The following is a 15,120-nucleotide window of genomic DNA, read 5'->3' on the forward strand; positions in this document are numbered from 1 at the left end:
GGGCCGGACCGGGGCCCACGAACGGATGACCCGTCAGGTGCCGGAACGGGGGCTGCCCGGCACCTGACGGGGGCTTGGCGGGGGCTCCCGGTCGGGAGCTCGTGCGGGAGGACGGGGACGGGGTGGCTCAGGCGGCGCAGGTGACCTCGTTGCCCGGGACGTCGAAGATCCCGGAGTCCACGGCCGCACCGGACCGGTACTCGTAGTACAGGTACGTGTAGAAGTCGATCCGCGCGCCGGACCCGCAGGCCGAATCGGCGGCGATGTCGTACGTGAGCGTCACCGTCGTGGTGGCACCCGGGGCGACCGGGACGGTGTGGTGGACCAGCCCGTTCGTGGCGCCGGTGTCACAGCCGGCGACGTTGCCGCCGCAGGCGGAGAAGGCGTACTTCAGGCCGGTGGCCTGGCTGGTGCCGTAGGTCGGCTGGATGGACTGGTAGACGAACTGCACGGGGGTGTCGTGCGGGTTCGTCAGCGTCAGGGTGAGGGTCACCGAGGAGCCCGGGGTCGCCGTCGCCTTGTCGGAACTGACGGACAGCAGCGGGGTGTCCGCCCGGGCGGGAGCGGCCGACAGGAGCAGACCGAGGACCAGGGCCAGGATCGCGGCAAGACCGGAACGGCTCATGAGTGATGTGCGCATGACCAACGAGCGTAGGGACCGCCGCCGGTCCCGGCACCAGGCTCCGCCCCGGCCAGTACGGGCATATGACAGCGGAGCGGACGCGGCGGGCCATTGCCTGCGCTCCAGGGGGCGAAGGGACCGCCGGAAGCGGCGGCCCCCCTCTACTCTCCCGCCCCGCCCGCGTCCCACCGGCGTCGGCACCGGCTCGGGCGGGCAAGGCCGGCCCGGGCTCAGACCGGTGGGGGCAGGATGCCGCAGAGGGTCGCGACCGCCGCCTGGTAGGCGTGGTCCGGCGGGGTGGCGTACCCCACCACCAGGCCGTCCGTCACGGGCATCTGCGCCGGGCCGATCCCCGGGTGGCGGTAGTCGGCCAGCCCGTCGACCGCCAGGCCGTGGTACGCGGCCGCCTTCAGGACGGACCGCTCGGTGCCGGGGGCGAGCCGGAGCACGGCGTGCAGGCCGGCAGCGATGCCGGACACCTCGACGTGCGGCGCGTGCTCGGCCAGCGCGGCCACCAGGTGGTCGCGGCGGTCCCGGTAGCGGCGGCGCATCCGCCGGACGTGCCGGTCGTAGCCGCCGGACTCGATGAACTCGGCCAGGGTCAGCTGGTCGAGCGCGCTCGCCCAGGCCTCCCGCTCCCCCTTCGCCGCCAGTACCCGGTCCACCAGGTGGTCGGGCAGGACCATCCAGCCGAGCCGCAGCGCCGGGGTCAGGCTCTTGCTGGCCGTGCCGAGGTAGACCACCCGCTCCGGGTCCAGCCCCTGCACGGCGCCGACCGGTTGCCGGTCGTAGCGGAACTCGCCGTCGTAGTCGTCCTCCAGCACCAGCCCACCGTTCCGGCGCGCCCAGTCGACCACCGCCGCCCGCCGGGAGGCGTGCAGCGGTCCGCCGGTCGGGAACTGGTGGGCCGGGGTGAGCAGGACCGTCCGGACCTTCTTCCGCGCCGCCAGTCCGTCGATCCGCGCACCGTGCTCGTCCAGCGGCAGCGGCACGGTCGACACTCCGGCGCGGGCCAGCAGCCCGCGGTGGAATCCGAGCCCGTACGCCTCGACGGCCAGCGGGCCGTCTCCGGATGCCGGCAGTACGGCACCCGCACCCTCGAACAGCAGCCGCAGCGCGTGGGCGAACCCGGAGCAGACGACGATCCGGTCCGGATCGGTGCGCACGCCGCGGGCCCGGGCGAGGTAGTCGGCCAGGACGGTGCGCAGCTCGCGCCGGCCCTGCGGATCTCCGGGCCCGAAGGCCTCGCTGGGCGCGGCGGTGAGCGCGCGGCGCGCGGCGGCGAGCCAGGCGGTGCGCGGGAAGGAGGACGCGTCGGGCTGCCCCTGCCGCAGGTCGTGCGAGGGGCGCAGTACCCGGGGCGGCCGGCGGACGCCGGTCGGGGCGACGGGTTCGGCGCGGTCGGCGACGGCGGTTCCCGAGCCCTGACGCGCGGTCAGCCAGCCCTCGGCGACGAGTTCCGCGTAGGCGTCGGCGGCGGTGTTGCGGGCGATGCCGAGGTCCGCGGCGAGCGCGCGGTACGGCGGCAGCCTGGTCCCGGGGGCGAGCCGACCGCTGCGGATCGCCTCGCGCAGTGCGGCCATCAGCGCGGCGCGGCGGCCGCCGCGGGCGGGCAGTTCGAGGTGCAGATCACTGCCGGACGTGGTGGCGGTCGGGGTGTCCGTCATGGTCACGAACCCTATCGGGGGCGACCCGGCGGGCCCCGGCCCTGGTCCTGCAGGGCGCTCCGGGCCGCGACGCCCGCCGGAGTGCTCCGACCGGGTGGCCGGGCTCCGGCATCGGGGTCGCATCACGCCTGCATTCGAGTGGGTTCAGGGGTGGATCGTGTTCAGTCCGGCGTGTCGGCTGGCTATTCCTTCCGCATGACCAACACCAGGAAGTACCTGATCGCCGCCGGCTTCAGCGCCGCGCTGGCCGTCCTCTCCGCCGGACCGGCCTTCGCCGCCGACCTCGACACGTCCAGGTACAGCTCCCCCAGGGCCGCCGACCCGCTGGCCTCCGATGCGGCCGCCATGGCCGCCGCCCTGCTCGACGGCTCCGGGGCCGGCACCGTCTGCATCAACACCGGCAGCGCCACCGCCAGCGGCATAGTCGCCGGCTCCCCGGGCGTGCTGTCCGGCAACCAGATCCAGATCCCGATCAATCTCCAGCTCAACGTCTGCGGCAACAGCATCTCGCTGCTCGGCGGCTAGGCCCCCCGCCGCCCACCCCGAATCCCCTCGTCAGCCGAAGGGCTGCGGACCCGGCTCCCCGCCGGTCCGCAGCCCTTCCTCCGTGTTCGCGCCGGGCCCGCGGCGCCGGCCGCCTACGGCACGACGGTCACCGGCCAGCGGCCCGCCTTGACCAGCCGCACCGCGACCGAGCCGATCAGGCGGTGCCCGGCCCGTTCCGAGGCGCCGACGACCACGGCGTCGGCCCGCAGCTCGTCGGCCAGCCGGGCCATGCCCGTGAACGGGTCGCCCTGGACGGTCACGAAGCGCCAGTCCAACCGCCAGACGTCGCTCAGCCGGCGCTCGGACTCGCGCAGCGCGGCCAGCAGCTCGTCGGCGATCTCCCGGGTGGTCTCGCCGACGGCCGCCCCCGCGAGCGCCGTGGCCGCCCCCAGGACGGGCTGGACGTAGGCCACGGCCAGGGTGGCGTTCTGCCGCCGTGCGAGGCCCGCGGCGTAGGCGGTCGCGCGCCAGGAGGCGTCGGAGCCGTCCAGCCCGGCCAGGATCACCCGGGGCCCGTCCGTCCCGAGCTCGAATCCGGCCGGTGCGGCCGCCGCCTCCGGCTCCTCGGCATCCCCGACGGCCCCTGCATCGCTCTCGTAGGTCATGGCCCGAGGCTATGCCCGGGCACGCCCCGTGACCGTGCGGGCCACGGCGGGTGAGGGCTGTGGTGCGGGCCACGCCGGGACGGGTGCACCACCCCCACGTCGTGCACGGGCCGGTGCAGAAACGTCACCCGGCGTCGACGATGTGCGCGGCCTCACAACCCCATCCGTGTGGCGCGGGCCACTCCACGGCCGTGTTCGATCTTGAAAAATGGGACATTTGCCTTCAAAGCAGCCCAATCCCTAGATCAATACCTCAGGTAACCACCCCCCGACCAGCCCAAACCTCACAATCCTTGAAACCCCCCACCCACCCCCGTAACTTCGAACCCGTTGCACCGAACGACACCGCCCACCAGGCCCCACCGGCCCACGGACGACCCCGGTGCCCCCACCACGCGAACCGCGCGCGTCCCCGCAACCACACCCCCCGACCGGGCCTGGTTCCGCGCGCCCGCACACCCCTTCCGAAAGGAAACCCCATGGCCTTCCGTAACGAGCCCCCCCCCGCCACCACCGCCACCAAGCGCCGCAACCGCGTCCGCATGGCACTCATGGCCGGGGCCCTCACCGCCCTGCCGGTGGCCGGCCTCGTCACGGCCAACGCCGCCTCCGCCGCCCCCGCCTCCGTCTGGGACAAGGTCGCCCAGTGCGAAGCCACCGGCAACTGGGCCATCAACACCGGCAACGGCTTCTACGGCGGCCTCCAGTTCACCTCCAGCACCTGGGCCGCCTTCGGCGGCACCGCCTACGCCCCCCAGGCCCACCAGGCCACCAAGGCCCAGCAGATCGCCATCGGCGAGAAGGTCCTCGCCGCCCAGGGCCCCGGCGCCTGGCCCGTCTGCTCCGTCAAGGCCGGCCTCACCAAGTAACACCCCCAGCCCCCACCCGGCCCCGCCCCCACCGGCACCCCGACAACGCCGCTGCACCCCCACCCGACCACCACACCGGGCCCGGGAGCAACGGCGTCGCGGCGTTCACGGACACGCCACCCGCGCCCGACCCGCGGCCGTACCCGCCGGAGCCTGCTCAGCCGAGAGCCGGCCGACCCACTGCCGCGAGCCGCACCGAGGACGCGTCGAAGCCCCGCCCTATGAGCCGGATCGCCAGCGTGACCTCCCAGGCGAACACCGGCAGTGCCGCCAGCGACCCGGCGGTGGACACCTGCGGGTAGAGCCCGAACAGCACCGCCACCGCCGAGGCGCAGATCAGCGAGCCGCCCGCCAGCCCCAGCACAGCGACGGCCCGCGGCACCAGCCGCGAGCGGTACATCAGGTACGCGAGCGCCAGCGAGTTCGCCCCGAGCACCACGTTCGGCCCGAGCAGGAAGGTCCAGTCGTGCACGGCGACCAGAGCCTGTGCGACGTCGGCCGCCGCGCCGCCCACGTTCTTCCGCAGCGTGACGACGGCGAGCAGGCTCACGATGCCGACGGCGATCACGGCCGCCTCCAGCAGCCGGCCGCAGACGTACGCGAGCGCCACCGCCTCCTGGTGCCGCCGCAGCACCGGGTAGAGCGTGACCCCGGTGCCGACCACGGCCAGTAGCAGCACCATCTCGCACAGGGCCCCCGCCGCCACTCGCCCGTCCGGCCCGCGCCCGGCGACGTACGCGGCGCCGTCGAGCACCGGCCCGTAGAGCAACATCCCTGCTATCGCAGCGACTTCGGTTACCAGGAACAGCACGCCCGCGACTACTGCCGTTCTCCTGCCTGCCGACCGCTCCACCGGAATCCCCTCTCTGCAGCCCACCTAGGTGTACGGCGTACACTTCGCACAAAGTAGGCGTACGCCGTACACTCGTCAAGTCGACCCGTGGCGGGAGGAGTGGAGATGGCCGAGGGGACGCGCCGTACCCCGCTGAGCAGGGAGCGCGTGCTGCGGGCCGCCGTGGCGTTCGCCGACGGTCCGGGCGCCGGTGGAACGACGGGCGGCTCGGGCGGCGGCATCGAGGCCCTCAGCATGCGCAAGCTCGCCCAGGAGTTGGGCGTGGTGCCGATGGCGCTCTACAAGCACGTCGCCGGCAAGGAGGAGCTCCTGGCCGGCATGGTCGACGCCGTCGTCGGCGAGATCGACCCGCCCGCCCCCGGTGCCGGCTGGAAGGACGTGGTCCGGCAGCGCGTGCTCTCCGCCCGCCGGGTGCTGCGCCGCCACCCCTGGGCGCCGCGCGTGATCGAGTCGCTGCCGGCGCCGACACCCGCGATGCTCGCCCACCTGGACTCGGTGATCGGCACGTTCCGCTCCGGCGGCCTCTCGGCCGATCTGACCCACCATGCGATGCACGCGCTCGGCGGCCGCGTCCTGGGGTTCTCCCAGGAACTGTTCGACGCCTCCCCGCCCGGCGACACCCCTCCGGGGCAGGCGGCACCGGGGACGGCGGCACCGGCCGCCGAACTCGCCGCCCGCTACCCGTACATCGCCGAGATCGCCGCCTCCGCCGTGCACACCGACGGCTCGGTGATCAGCGGCGGCTGCGACGACCAGTTCGAGTTCGAGTTCGCCCTCGACCTGCTCCTCGACGGCATCGACCGCCTCCACCGGAAGGGCTGGACGTCGGCCGCCCCCCGGGGCAGCCGGTCGACGGCACCGGCGGGCGGGTAGCCGGTCCACGACTCGACGCTCACACGGGCTGCCAGAGCTCCACCCGGTTGCCCGCGGGGTCGGTCACCCAGCCGAACCGACCGACGCCCTCCATGTCCTGCGTCTCCTCGGCGACGTCCGCCCCCTTGGCGCGCAACTGCGCGAGCATCGCATCCAGGTCGCGGACCCGGAAGTTGAGCATGGTCTGCTGGGCGCGGGAGCCGAAGTAGTCGGTCTCGGCCTCGAACGTCGCGAACACCGTCGGCCCGGCCTCCTGGCGCCACAGGCCGTACTCGTCGAAGTCCACGCCGAGGCAGTCCCGGTACCACGCGCTCAGGGCAGCCGGATCGGCGGCCCGCAGGAAGTACCCACCGATTCCCAGCACACGTTCCATGCCGTCATCCTGCCAGGAGGGGGACCGCACGACGCAGCGGCACCGGCGGGGGGGCAGAGACGGCGAGCACCCCCGCCGCTGCACGGTGCAGCGACGGGGGCACACACCGGGGCGTCGGTCCGAGGCGCACCGATCACCGCATCAGGTGGACGTCACCGCATCATGTAGACGCTGTCCATGAATTCGATGATCTGCTGATCCGTCAGGCGCTGGCCGTTGCGGTGGCCCATGGCGAGGTCGGCCTCGCTGATCATGCCGACCAGGCGGTCGCCGTCGATCACCGGGATGCGGCGGATCTGGTGCTGCTCCATCTTCTTGAGCACCGTGTCCATGCTGTCCTCGGCGCGGACGCAGTGGAGGTGGCCGGCCATGTCCATCGCCGTCATGTCGGCCGGGTCCTTGCCCTCGGCGATACATCGGATGACGATGTCGCGGTCGGTGATGATGCCCTTCAGCTTCTGGTCGTCGCCGCAGATCGGGAGTGCGCCGACGTTCATGTCGCGCATCATCATGGCGGCTTCGGCGAGAGTCTGGTCGGCGCCGATGCACTGGGCGCCGGTGTGCATGATGTCTCGGGCAGTGGTCACTGGGACTCCTTGTCAGGTCTGCCCCCGAGTACCGGGTGTTCCGGTGCGATCACCATAAGCAACAGTTCCGGCTCCCGCGAGCCGCGGAGCCCGGCGCCGGAGGAGGGGCGGCGGGCCCTGGCGCGGGCGCACAGGCCGCCGCGCGGGCCGTCAGCCGTACCGCCACCCGTGCCCGCGGCGCGGCGGCGGCCGATACTGGGGGCGTGACGCGGAACCTCGCCGATGCCGTCGATGCCGTCGACGAAGCCGTGCGGGCGCGGCCCGCGACGGCGCTGCGGCCCTACGTGGCCTGGTACTCGGGCTATCGCCAGCGCGGGATCGCACCCGCCGTCCACCGCGGGCTGCCGTCGCCCTACCTGACCTTCATCCTCACGCTGGACGAACCGCTCACCGTCGCCGAGCACCCCGATCCGGCGCAGCCGGGCGACGACTACGCCACCCTGCTCGGCGGGCTGCACACCCGGCCCGCGCTGATCACGCACGACGGCCGGCAGTCCGGCGTCCAGATCGCGGTCCATCCGCTGGCCGCCCGGGCGCTGTTCGGCCTGCCGGCCGGCGAACTGGCCGGCCTGGACGTGCCCGCCGAGGCGGTGCTCGGGGCCGCGGGGCGGCGGTTGCAGGAGCGGCTGCGGGAGGCGGGCGACTGGCCGGCGCGCTTCGCCGCGCTGGACGACGCCCTCCTTCGGGCGGCACGCCCGTCGGGGCGGGTACCGGCGGAGGTGCTCTGGGCCTGGCAGGCACTGCTGCGCAGCGGCGGGGGGCTGCCGGTGGCCGCGCTGGCGCGGGAGACCGGCTGGAGCGGTCGGCACCTGCAGGGCCGGTTCCGGCGCGAGACGGGGCTGGCTCCGAAGGCCGCCGCCCGGGTGATCCGGTTCGATCGCGCGCGGCGTCTGCTCGGCGCTCCCGGACCGGTACCGCGCCTGGCGGAGCTGGCCGTCCGCTGCGGCTACTTCGACCAGGCGCACCTGGCCCGCGAGTTCCGTGCCCTGGCCGGCTGCGCGCCGAGTGTCTGGCTGGCGGCGGAGGGCGCGGACGCGGCGAAGTTCCGAAACGTCCAAGGCGGGGCAGGCGTGCCGGCGCCAGAGTGGGAGCCGTAAGAGCCGCTCGGCGGCCGTACCGCGGTCGTACCGGCCGGCAGACCGGAACAGCCCCTGGCCCGGGTCTCACGCCGCCCCTGGCCCGGGCCCCCGCCCCGCTCAGAAGGAGTTCGCCATGGACACCGCCGTTCCCGCTCCGGACGCCGAGACGCCCCCGCCGCAGGTCTGGCCCAGCCTGCGGGCCCGTGACGCCCGCGCACTGATCCGCTTCCTGGCGGACGCCTTCGGCTTCCAGGAGGTGGTCGTCTACGGCGAGGGCGACGTCGTCGCGCACGCCGAGCTGGCCTGGCCGGAGGGCGGCGGCGTCATGCTCGGCTCCGACCGGCCCGAACCCGGGGGCAGCGACGTCTGGCCGGGCCGTCCGGGAGGCTTCACCGCCTACGTGGTCACGGCCGACCCGGACGCGGTGCACGCCCGCGCGGTCGCCGCCGGAGCCCGGATCACCACGGCGCTGCACGAGACCGACTACGGGTCGCGGGACTTCGCGGCAGCCGATCCCGAGGGCAACCGCTGGTACTTCGGCACCTACCCGGGCTCGCCGCGGCCCGCGGCCGGCTGAGGCCGTGGTGTCCCGGCAGGCCGGGTCCGCCGCCGCGGCGGCGGCCGGTGGTCGTCCCTCCGAGCGGCGTCCGTCCCGCGAGGACCCGGTCGGCGGGAGCGACGCGGTGGAGCGGCTGCGGGCGGTCTGCCTGGCGCTGCCGGCCGTGGAGGAACGTGAGAGTCACGGGGAGCCGACCTGGTTCGGCGGCACGGGCCGGCGGGCGCGGGTGTTCACCATGCTCGCCGACCACCATCACGACGAACGGCTCGCCTTCTGGTGCCCCGCACCGGCCGGGGCCCAGGCGGCGCTGATCGCGGAGGACCCGACCCGCTTCTTCCGTCCCCCGTACGTCGGCCACCGCGGCTGGGTCGGCGTCCGCCTGGACGTGGAACCGGTCGACTGGGCCCGGATCGAGGATCTGGTCACCGACGCCCACGCCCTGGTGACCGGCTGACACGGGGACCGCGGCCCACCCGAGAGCCTGCGGCAACGCGGCCGCGCCGGACGGGCTGGACGGGCCGGCTGCGCCGGACGGGCCGGAGCCGCCGGACGGGCCGGACACTGCTCGCGCCGCAGCCGGTGCACGGGCAGACTGGCTGCGCAGGCCCCGCGAGCTCCGGCGCGGGCCGGCGCAGCCCAGCCGCGCGACTCGGAGGCGGCCATGCCGCAGATGGTGGTGGACGGGCGCACCCTCGCGCTCTCGCACCTCGACAAGGTGTACTACCCGCGTACCGGCACGCCCAAGGGCGAAGTGCTCCGGTACTACGCGGCCGTGCACACCGCGCTGCTGCCGCACCTGCACGACCGTCCGGTCTCCTTCCTGCGCTGTCCGGACGGGGTCGAGGCCGAGGTGTTCATCGCCAAGAACCCGCCCGCCGGGACGCCGCGCTGGGTGCGGACGGTCGAGGTGCCGAGCAGGAGCGGGGAGCTCCGGCAGGTGGTCCTGGACGACGGGGCGGCCCTGCTCTGGGCCGCCAACCTGGGGTGCCTGGAGCTGCACGTACCGCAGTGGCACGCGACCGCCCCCGGCCTGGCGGACCGGCTGGTGCTGGACCTCGACCCGGGCGAGGGCGCCTCGGTGCTGACCTGCCGGACGGTGGCCGTCCTGCTGCGCGAGCGGCTGACGGCGGACGGGCTCGACTGCTGGGTGAAGACCTCCGGGTCCAAGGGGCTCCACCTGCTCGCCCCGATCGTGCCGACGCCGAGCAGCCGGGTCTCCGGGTACGCCAAGGCGCTGGCGGCCTCGCTGGAGGCGGCGTACCCGGAGCTGGTGGTGCACACCATGGCCAAGGCCCGCCGCGCCGGCCGGGTGTTCGTGGACTGGTCGCAGAACTCGGCCAAGAAGACCACCGCCGCGCCGTACACCCTCCGGGCCCGGCCCCGGCCGACCGTGTCGACACCGGTGTCGTGGGCGGAGCTGGAGCAGGCCCGGACCGAGGAGGACCTGGTGTTCACCCTGGCCGAGGTGCCCGGCCGCCTGGCCGAGTTGGGCGACCTGCTCGCTCCCCTGCTCGACCCGGACCGTGCCCGCCCGCTCCCCGGCCCCGAGAAGCCGGGCCGGACCCGCGAACGGGCGCCCTCCCCCGGGCCCGACCCCACCGGCGCCGCCTCGGCCGCTCCCGCTGCCGCCGCAGCAGCCTCCGAAGCGGGCTCCGCACCCGCTCCCGCCCGACAGCCACCCGCGCGCACCCGCTCGCCGCTGGTGCTGGAGCCGCCCGTCGAGGTGATGCGCCCGGCCGCCGTCACGGCGGTGCCGCCGACGGACGGGCTGGACGGGTCCGGCGTGCTGTACGAGCTGAAGCTGGACGGCTTCCGCTGCGTGGCCTTCGCCCGCGGGGAACGGCCGCCGTACCTGCAGTCCCGGTCCGGCCGCGACCTCGCCGCCGAGTTCCCGCCGATCACGGCCGCCGTCGCCCGGCTGCCCGCGGGGCTGGTGCTGGACGCCGAACTGGTCGCCTGGCGCGAGGGGCGGTTCGCCTTCGAGGAGCTGCTGCGCACCCGGCAGGCCCGCGCCGCCGAGTCCACGGCGCTCGGCCTGATCGCCTTCGACGTGCTGGCGCTGCCCGGGCGGGACGTCCGCCAGCTGCCGCTCGCCGACCGGCGGCGGCTGTTGCTGGCGGCGCTCGCCGACGTACCGCCGCCCATCCAGCCGGTGATGGCCACCACCGACCGGGTCGAGGCGCTGACCTGGATGGAGCAGCTGGCCGACACCGGTGTCGAGGGCCTGGTCTGCAAGGCGGCCGGCTCCGCCTACCGCCCGCGCGGCGCCGGCCGGGTCTGGGTGAAGTACCGCCGCAGCGACACCCTCGACGCGACCGTCCGCGCGGTGGCGGGTTCGGCTGCCCGGCCGGAGGCGCTGGTGCTGGAGCTCGACGACGGGCGGGTCATGCTCTCCTCGCCGCGGCTGACCCCCGTGCAGGCCGGCCGGGTCGCCGAGGCGGTGCACGGCCGGCTCGGCAGGGCGGTCCGCGATCCCGAGCACGGCAGTGTCCGCCCGCTCACCGCGCCGTTGCGGGCGGAGGTGACCGTCACCGGGCGCCCGCCGATGGCGGCCTTCGTGCGGTTGCGCGGCGACTGACCCGGGGACCGCCGCCCGGATCCGACCTGCCGTCAGCTCCCCCCTGGGCGCGCTGGACGCGGCCGGCACTCGGGACGCGCCCGCACCCGGCCCGTCACGCCGCCCGCCCGGCCCCCTTGCCCGGCACGTGGCGCGAGGGCTCGGGCGCGTGCGCGGTCGGCCAGGGCGGCCTCGCGCCGGAGGCCCGGGCGTGGGTGAACTCGGTGACGAAGACCTCCACGAAGGCCGGGAGGTCGGCGGGCTTGCGGCTGGAGACCAGGACGCCCGGACCGTCCCGGCACACCTGCACCTCCTCGTCCACCCACCGGGCACCGGCGTTGACCAGGTCGGTGCGCAGGCTCGGCCACGAGGTGAGCGTGCGGCCGCGCACCGCGTCCGCCTCGACGAGCGTCCAGGCGCCGTGGCAGACCACCGCGACCGGTCGGCCTGCGTCGCAGAGGGCGCGGACGAAGCCGACGGCCCGGCCGTCCGTCCGCAGCTGGTCCGGGCTGGCGACGCCGCCTGGCAGGACCAGGGCGTCGTAGTGGGCCGGGTCGGCCTCGCCGACGACGTCGTCCACCGGGAAGGTGTCGGCCCGGTCCAGGTGCTCGAACGCCTGCACCAGCCCGGCCCGCGTCGAGACCAGCCGGGGTGTCCCGCCGGCCTCCGCCACAGCCTGCCACGGGGTGGTCAGCTCGACCTGCTCGGCGCCCTCCGGGGCGACCAGGAAGGCGACGGACCGGCCGATCAGCGTGACCAGCGGCGGCATCGCGAACTCACCTGGCGTAGTGGTCGGCCAGGACGGAACGGCCGTGCTCGGTGAGTTCGACGGAGGCCGGTGGCGGGGCGGAGCGGACGCGGGCCCGCGGGCAGTCCAGGTGGACCACCAGCTCCAGGTGGTCGATCCGCGCCACCAGCCCCACCGGGAGGAGCAGCCGGGTGCCCCGCACCCACGGACCGGCGTCGACCACCAGGTGGTCCCCGGCGTCCTGTTCGACCCGGCCCAGGGGGCCGTCGGTCGCCTCCACCTCGTACCCGACCAGGCTCAGGTCGGCGGCGTGGTGGGAGCCGGGTCGGTACTCCCACAGTTCGGTCGTCATGGCACTCACGCCTCCGGCCGGTCCCAGGGCCTGCGGTCCGGCGGCTCCTGGCGGTCGCCGCGGTCGCGCCGGTCGAGGCGCGTCCACCAACCCCCGCCCGCACGGCCGGTGCCGTCCGCCCGGTCCCCGTCCGTACGGCCGCCCCCGCCGGGAGCACCCCCGGCAGAGCCACCCTCGGCGCCGGGACGGCGACGGCGCAGCAACACCGCGACGCCGAACGCGATGCCCACGCTGGCCGCCCAGACGACCGCGACGGTGGCCACGGCCGCCGTCGTCGGGGCGCGCACGCCGATGCTGAGGCAGATCGCCGACATCACCAGTGCGGTCATCAGCACCCCGGGCGGCACCTTGCGCACCGAGCCCTGCAGCACGGTCCGGACCCGGCTCGGCTGTTTGGCCCCCATGGTGCTCAACCGCCGGTCCAGCTTGGTGTCCTGGCGAAGATCGCACTCGATCTCCTCCAGCAGCCGTCGCTCCCGACCGCTCAATGCGGGTCCGTCCATCTCGGTCACCTCCGACACGTCCGGTGACGTCGTTCTCGCATCCGGGCGGATGCCCGGTTCAGGGGTGCGTCAACCGCCCCGACCGGCCGGTGCGGCAGCGGCAGCGGTCGGACGGCAGGCCCCGAAGGCCCGCGGGCGGGCCAACAGGCTGTCGTCCAGCGCCTGCAACAAGGCGGCGGCGTCGTGGTGCACCTCCGCCGCACCTGCCGCCAGCAACTCGGGCTCACGCGCGACGGCGGTCTCCAGCGCGACGCAGGGGACAGCCGCACGACGTGCCGCCTGGACCTCGGGAACGCTGCCGGCGACGAACACGGCGTGCGACGGCTCGCCGTCGACCAGGCCGAGCGCGGCCCCGACCGGGTCGGAGCCGGGAGCGGCCACGGTCAGCGCCGGGGCCCCGACCGGACCGGGTCCGGTCAGCACCACCGTCCAGCCCCGGGCGTCGCACTCGCGCAGCAGCTCGGCGTCACCGGATGCCGGCGGGCGCACCGCGGACGCGGTACCGGTGGCCGGCGCACCGCGCCAATCGGTACCGAAGAGTGCCGCCGAGATGACCGTCATGGCCCACCGCTCCCATTCCGTGCCACGCACGGGCGCGCCCTTCCAGACTAGGCCCCCGCCCCAGCGCGCGCCCGCCACGGAGCGCCACCACCGGCTGTCGGCGCCCCACCGCAGCCGGGACACCCTGTCCCGGGCCGGCCGGGGACCGGGGGCGGTGTGGCCGAAGGTGCGGCGTAAGGCGTCGATGAAGGCGCTGGTCGACGGCCGGCCGGACCGGTGGGCCACGGGGTCACCGGTTGCCTCTCGTGGCCTGCAGTCCTCACGGCGGGCGTCAGGCGTGGTCGGAGTCGTACACGTCCTCGCAGGCCCGGCGGTTCCTGATGCCGTCGAACTCGACGCAGAGCTCGCCGGAGTGCTCGAACCAGCCCCACTCCGCGCTGAGGGTGCTGCCGTGGCGGGTCGCCCTCTGCGGGTAGTGCACCTCGTGACCGCTCAGGAAGAGGTGGGCGGTGCGCTCGTTCACTCCGGCGGGCGGGTTGGTCCAGATCGCCACCGCTTTATCGACATGGGTGCCGGTCCCCTCGACCCGGATGCACACCTGCGGGCCGCCCTCGATGGGGTGGTGGGTGCAGGCGCTGGAGGACCGGGTGGCGGCCCCGGCCTGCGGCCCGGCGAGGATCGGGAGCGAGGCGGTGGCGGCGGCGATCGCCGCCGCGACGAAGCGGCGCAACAGGGGGTACTCCTCGGCCGGCGGGACACGACTGCCCCGGCTAACGCCGCTCCACCCGCCGGAGTCGCGGCCCCCTGCCGACCGTCACCCGGTCGGCCGACCGCCCCGTCTTCCGAGGCAGGAAGTCGAACCACCCGACTTCCTGTGCGGCGCCCGGACGGCCGGGCGGCCGCCCGACCGGCGAGGGCGAGCCCGGCGGGCCCACGAACCGGCTGGGCGTGTGAACGGGGCGGGAGGGCGTCGGCCGGGGCCCCGTCCCCGCCGCTACACCGGCTCGGGGTCGGTGGCCAGCCGGGCGTGCAGGTGCTCGTCGTGGTACTCGCCGTCGCCGAAGCGGTAGGAGGCGCGCAGCGTCCCCTCGGCCGGGTAGCCGCAGCGCTCGGCCACCCGGCAGGAGGCCGCGTTGCCGACCGCGTGGGCGATCTCGATCCGGCGGGCGTCCGCCGTGGCGATGCCCCAGCTGGTGACGGCCCGGGTGGCGCGGGTCGCGACGCCGCGGCCGCGGGCGGCCGGCATCAGCCAGTAGCCGATCATCGCGAGCCCGTCGGCCCGGTCGGTCCAGCGCAGCGCGACGTTGCCGAGCAGGTCGCCGTCGCCGCCGTCGACGACGGCGAAGGCCGCGGCGTTGCCGGAGTCCCAACCGGTCTCCCACCGGTCGAGGTAGGCCGCCGCCCCGGCCTCGTCGGTCGCGCGGATCGGGTTCCAGAGCGCGACGGCCGGGTCGGCCGCCGCCTCCAGGAGGCGGGCCACCACGCCGCCGCGGACCTCCGTCCGACGGCTCCAGGGCCGCAGGACGATGTCGCCGAGGTCCAGCGTGACGGGGACGAAGGCGCGCTGGTCGGAGATGGAGTCGACGGTGCTCATCCGGCCTTCCTACCTCGCCTCCCGCCCGCGGCGCCAGCGGATTTCCGGCACCATCGGGCGGCCGCCGCCGGGCCGGAAGCGGCGGCGGGACGCCCTGGGTCTTGCGCGGGGATCGAGGCGTGATCGAGGTGTGCACCACCCACACGTCCGAGTCGGACGGCACGGTGCCGGCGGCCGTGCGGTCCCTGCTGGTCGGCGTCTTCGGCGTGTTCGCGGACGAGGACCGGGAGCA

General features: G+C 75.3%; 19 protein-coding genes. 7 read left to right on the forward strand and 12 right to left on the reverse strand.

Features of this window, described 5'->3' with window-relative positions:
• Positions 1-127 precede the first annotated feature (127 nt).
• Together MCM47_RS27175 and MCM47_RS27180 are read right to left on the reverse strand one after the other, a co-directional pair.
• Positions 128-640, reverse strand: coding sequence for a hypothetical protein (locus tag MCM47_RS27175; RefSeq protein ID WP_238864340.1), 513 nt, complete (start codon positions 638-640; stop codon positions 128-130).
• Between the two features lie 212 nt (positions 641-852).
• Positions 853-2,289: a PLP-dependent aminotransferase family protein gene (locus tag MCM47_RS27180; RefSeq protein WP_238864341.1), complete on the reverse strand. Its 1,437-nt coding sequence runs from the start codon at positions 2,287-2,289 to the stop codon at positions 853-855.
• 195 nt (positions 2,290-2,484) lie between these two features.
• On the opposite strand from MCM47_RS27180, the gene MCM47_RS42660 reads away from it, so the two are divergent.
• Positions 2,485-2,814, forward strand: a complete 330-nt coding sequence (locus MCM47_RS42660) for a chaplin (protein ID WP_238864342.1) — start codon at positions 2,485-2,487, stop codon at positions 2,812-2,814.
• 113 nt (positions 2,815-2,927) lie between these two features.
• Here MCM47_RS42660 and MCM47_RS27190 read toward each other — a convergent pair whose 3' ends face one another.
• Positions 2,928-3,440: a universal stress protein gene (locus MCM47_RS27190; protein WP_238864343.1), complete on the reverse strand. Its 513-nt coding sequence runs from the start codon at positions 3,438-3,440 to the stop codon at positions 2,928-2,930.
• Positions 3,441-3,919: 479 nt separating this feature from the next.
• Between MCM47_RS27190 and MCM47_RS27195 the strand changes: the two genes are divergently transcribed.
• Positions 3,920-4,309 carry a transglycosylase family protein gene (locus tag MCM47_RS27195; RefSeq protein ID WP_305068022.1) on the forward strand — a complete coding sequence of 130 codons (390 nt, stop codon included), beginning with the start codon at positions 3,920-3,922 and terminating at the stop codon, positions 4,307-4,309.
• A 157-nt stretch (positions 4,310-4,466) separates the two neighbouring features.
• Here the strand turns inward: MCM47_RS27195 and MCM47_RS27200 are convergent, their stop codons facing one another.
• Positions 4,467-5,186, reverse strand: a complete 720-nt coding sequence (locus MCM47_RS27200; protein ID WP_308222470.1) for a DUF4386 domain-containing protein — start codon at positions 5,184-5,186, stop codon at positions 4,467-4,469.
• An 81-nt stretch (positions 5,187-5,267) separates the two neighbouring features.
• On the opposite strand from MCM47_RS27200, the gene MCM47_RS27205 reads away from it, so the two are divergent.
• Positions 5,268-6,035 (forward strand): TetR/AcrR family transcriptional regulator, encoded by a 768-nt coding sequence (locus MCM47_RS27205; protein ID WP_238864345.1) that lies wholly within the window; start codon positions 5,268-5,270, stop codon positions 6,033-6,035.
• A 19-nt stretch (positions 6,036-6,054) separates the two neighbouring features.
• On the opposite strand, the gene MCM47_RS27210 is transcribed toward MCM47_RS27205, so the two are convergent.
• Positions 6,055-6,408, reverse strand: a complete 354-nt coding sequence (locus MCM47_RS27210; RefSeq protein WP_238864346.1) for a VOC family protein — start codon at positions 6,406-6,408, stop codon at positions 6,055-6,057.
• Between the two features lie 152 nt (positions 6,409-6,560).
• Positions 6,561-6,995, reverse strand: a complete 435-nt coding sequence (locus MCM47_RS27215) for a CBS domain-containing protein (RefSeq protein WP_238864347.1) — start codon at positions 6,993-6,995, stop codon at positions 6,561-6,563.
• Positions 6,996-7,198: 203 nt separating this feature from the next.
• On the opposite strand from MCM47_RS27215, the gene MCM47_RS27220 reads away from it, so the two are divergent.
• The 4 genes from MCM47_RS27220 (at position 7,199) to ligD (ending at position 11,211) form a co-directional block, all read left to right on the forward strand.
• A complete protein-coding gene (locus tag MCM47_RS27220; RefSeq protein ID WP_238864348.1) occupies positions 7,199-8,092 on the forward strand; it encodes a helix-turn-helix domain-containing protein in 894 nt (297 codons plus the stop codon).
• Positions 8,093-8,207: 115 nt separating this feature from the next.
• Positions 8,208-8,651 carry a VOC family protein gene (locus tag MCM47_RS27225; RefSeq protein ID WP_238864349.1) on the forward strand — a complete coding sequence of 148 codons (444 nt, stop codon included), beginning with the start codon at positions 8,208-8,210 and terminating at the stop codon, positions 8,649-8,651.
• Positions 8,652-8,655: 4 nt separating this feature from the next.
• Complete coding sequence (locus tag MCM47_RS27230; protein WP_238864350.1) at positions 8,656-9,087, forward strand: MmcQ/YjbR family DNA-binding protein; 432 nt, start codon at positions 8,656-8,658, stop codon at positions 9,085-9,087.
• Between the two features lie 207 nt (positions 9,088-9,294).
• Positions 9,295-11,211, forward strand: a complete 1,917-nt coding sequence (gene ligD, locus MCM47_RS43430) for a non-homologous end-joining DNA ligase (RefSeq protein ID WP_308222472.1) — start codon at positions 9,295-9,297, stop codon at positions 11,209-11,211.
• A 94-nt stretch (positions 11,212-11,305) separates the two neighbouring features.
• Here ligD and MCM47_RS27245 read toward each other — a convergent pair whose 3' ends face one another.
• The 6 genes from MCM47_RS27245 to MCM47_RS27275 all read right to left on the reverse strand — a co-directional run bounded on the left by MCM47_RS27245 (position 11,306) and on the right by MCM47_RS27275 (position 14,888).
• Complete coding sequence (locus tag MCM47_RS27245) at positions 11,306-11,959, reverse strand: type 1 glutamine amidotransferase domain-containing protein (RefSeq protein WP_238864351.1); 654 nt, start codon at positions 11,957-11,959, stop codon at positions 11,306-11,308.
• Positions 11,960-11,966: 7 nt separating this feature from the next.
• Positions 11,967-12,290 (reverse strand): PRC-barrel domain containing protein, encoded by a 324-nt coding sequence (locus MCM47_RS27250; RefSeq protein WP_238864352.1) that lies wholly within the window; start codon positions 12,288-12,290, stop codon positions 11,967-11,969.
• Positions 12,291-12,295: 5 nt separating this feature from the next.
• The gene (locus tag MCM47_RS27255; RefSeq protein WP_238864353.1) at positions 12,296-12,793 is read right to left on the reverse strand and encodes a hypothetical protein; all 498 of its coding nucleotides are present in this window, start codon (positions 12,791-12,793) and stop codon (positions 12,296-12,298) included.
• A 69-nt stretch (positions 12,794-12,862) separates the two neighbouring features.
• Positions 12,863-13,354 carry a hypothetical protein gene (locus tag MCM47_RS27260; protein WP_238864396.1) on the reverse strand — a complete coding sequence of 164 codons (492 nt, stop codon included), beginning with the start codon at positions 13,352-13,354 and terminating at the stop codon, positions 12,863-12,865.
• Positions 13,355-13,625: 271 nt separating this feature from the next.
• Positions 13,626-14,024, reverse strand: coding sequence for a hypothetical protein (locus MCM47_RS27270; protein WP_238864354.1), 399 nt, complete (start codon positions 14,022-14,024; stop codon positions 13,626-13,628).
• A 264-nt stretch (positions 14,025-14,288) separates the two neighbouring features.
• Complete coding sequence (locus MCM47_RS27275; protein ID WP_238864355.1) at positions 14,289-14,888, reverse strand: GNAT family N-acetyltransferase; 600 nt, start codon at positions 14,886-14,888, stop codon at positions 14,289-14,291.
• Between the last annotated feature and the right edge of the window lie 232 nt (positions 14,889-15,120).

The organism is Kitasatospora sp. A2-31 (genome assembly GCF_022288725.1).
GTDB lineage: Bacteria > Actinomycetota > Actinomycetes > Streptomycetales > Streptomycetaceae > Kitasatospora.

Bases quoted from the DNA above. Each gene is read 5' to 3' on its own strand.
- MCM47_RS27225 (WP_238864349.1), top strand. From the start codon at position 8,208: ATGGACACCGCCGTTCCCGCTCCGGACGCCGAGACGCCCCCGCCGCAG.
- MCM47_RS27190 (WP_238864343.1), bottom strand. From the start codon at position 3,440: ATGACCTACGAGAGCGATGCAGGGGCCGTCGGGGATGCCGAGGAGCCG.
- MCM47_RS42660 (WP_238864342.1), top strand. From the start codon at position 2,485: ATGACCAACACCAGGAAGTACCTGATCGCCGCCGGCTTCAGCGCCGCG.
- MCM47_RS27255 (WP_238864353.1), bottom strand. From the start codon at position 12,793: ATGGACGGACCCGCATTGAGCGGTCGGGAGCGACGGCTGCTGGAGGAG.
- ligD (WP_308222472.1), top strand. From the start codon at position 9,295: ATGCCGCAGATGGTGGTGGACGGGCGCACCCTCGCGCTCTCGCACCTC.
- MCM47_RS27245 (WP_238864351.1), bottom strand. From the start codon at position 11,959: ATGCCGCCGCTGGTCACGCTGATCGGCCGGTCCGTCGCCTTCCTGGTC.
- MCM47_RS27205 (WP_238864345.1), top strand. From the start codon at position 5,268: ATGGCCGAGGGGACGCGCCGTACCCCGCTGAGCAGGGAGCGCGTGCTG.
- MCM47_RS27250 (WP_238864352.1), bottom strand. From the start codon at position 12,290: ATGACGACCGAACTGTGGGAGTACCGACCCGGCTCCCACCACGCCGCC.
- MCM47_RS27210 (WP_238864346.1), bottom strand. From the start codon at position 6,408: ATGGAACGTGTGCTGGGAATCGGTGGGTACTTCCTGCGGGCCGCCGAT.
- MCM47_RS27260 (WP_238864396.1), bottom strand. From the start codon at position 13,354: ATGACGGTCATCTCGGCGGCACTCTTCGGTACCGATTGGCGCGGTGCG.
- MCM47_RS27180 (WP_238864341.1), bottom strand. From the start codon at position 2,289: ATGACGGACACCCCGACCGCCACCACGTCCGGCAGTGATCTGCACCTC.
- MCM47_RS27275 (WP_238864355.1), bottom strand. From the start codon at position 14,888: ATGAGCACCGTCGACTCCATCTCCGACCAGCGCGCCTTCGTCCCCGTC.
- MCM47_RS27195 (WP_305068022.1), top strand. From the start codon at position 3,920: ATGGCCTTCCGTAACGAGCCCCCCCCCGCCACCACCGCCACCAAGCGC.
- MCM47_RS27175 (WP_238864340.1), bottom strand. From the start codon at position 640: ATGCGCACATCACTCATGAGCCGTTCCGGTCTTGCCGCGATCCTGGCC.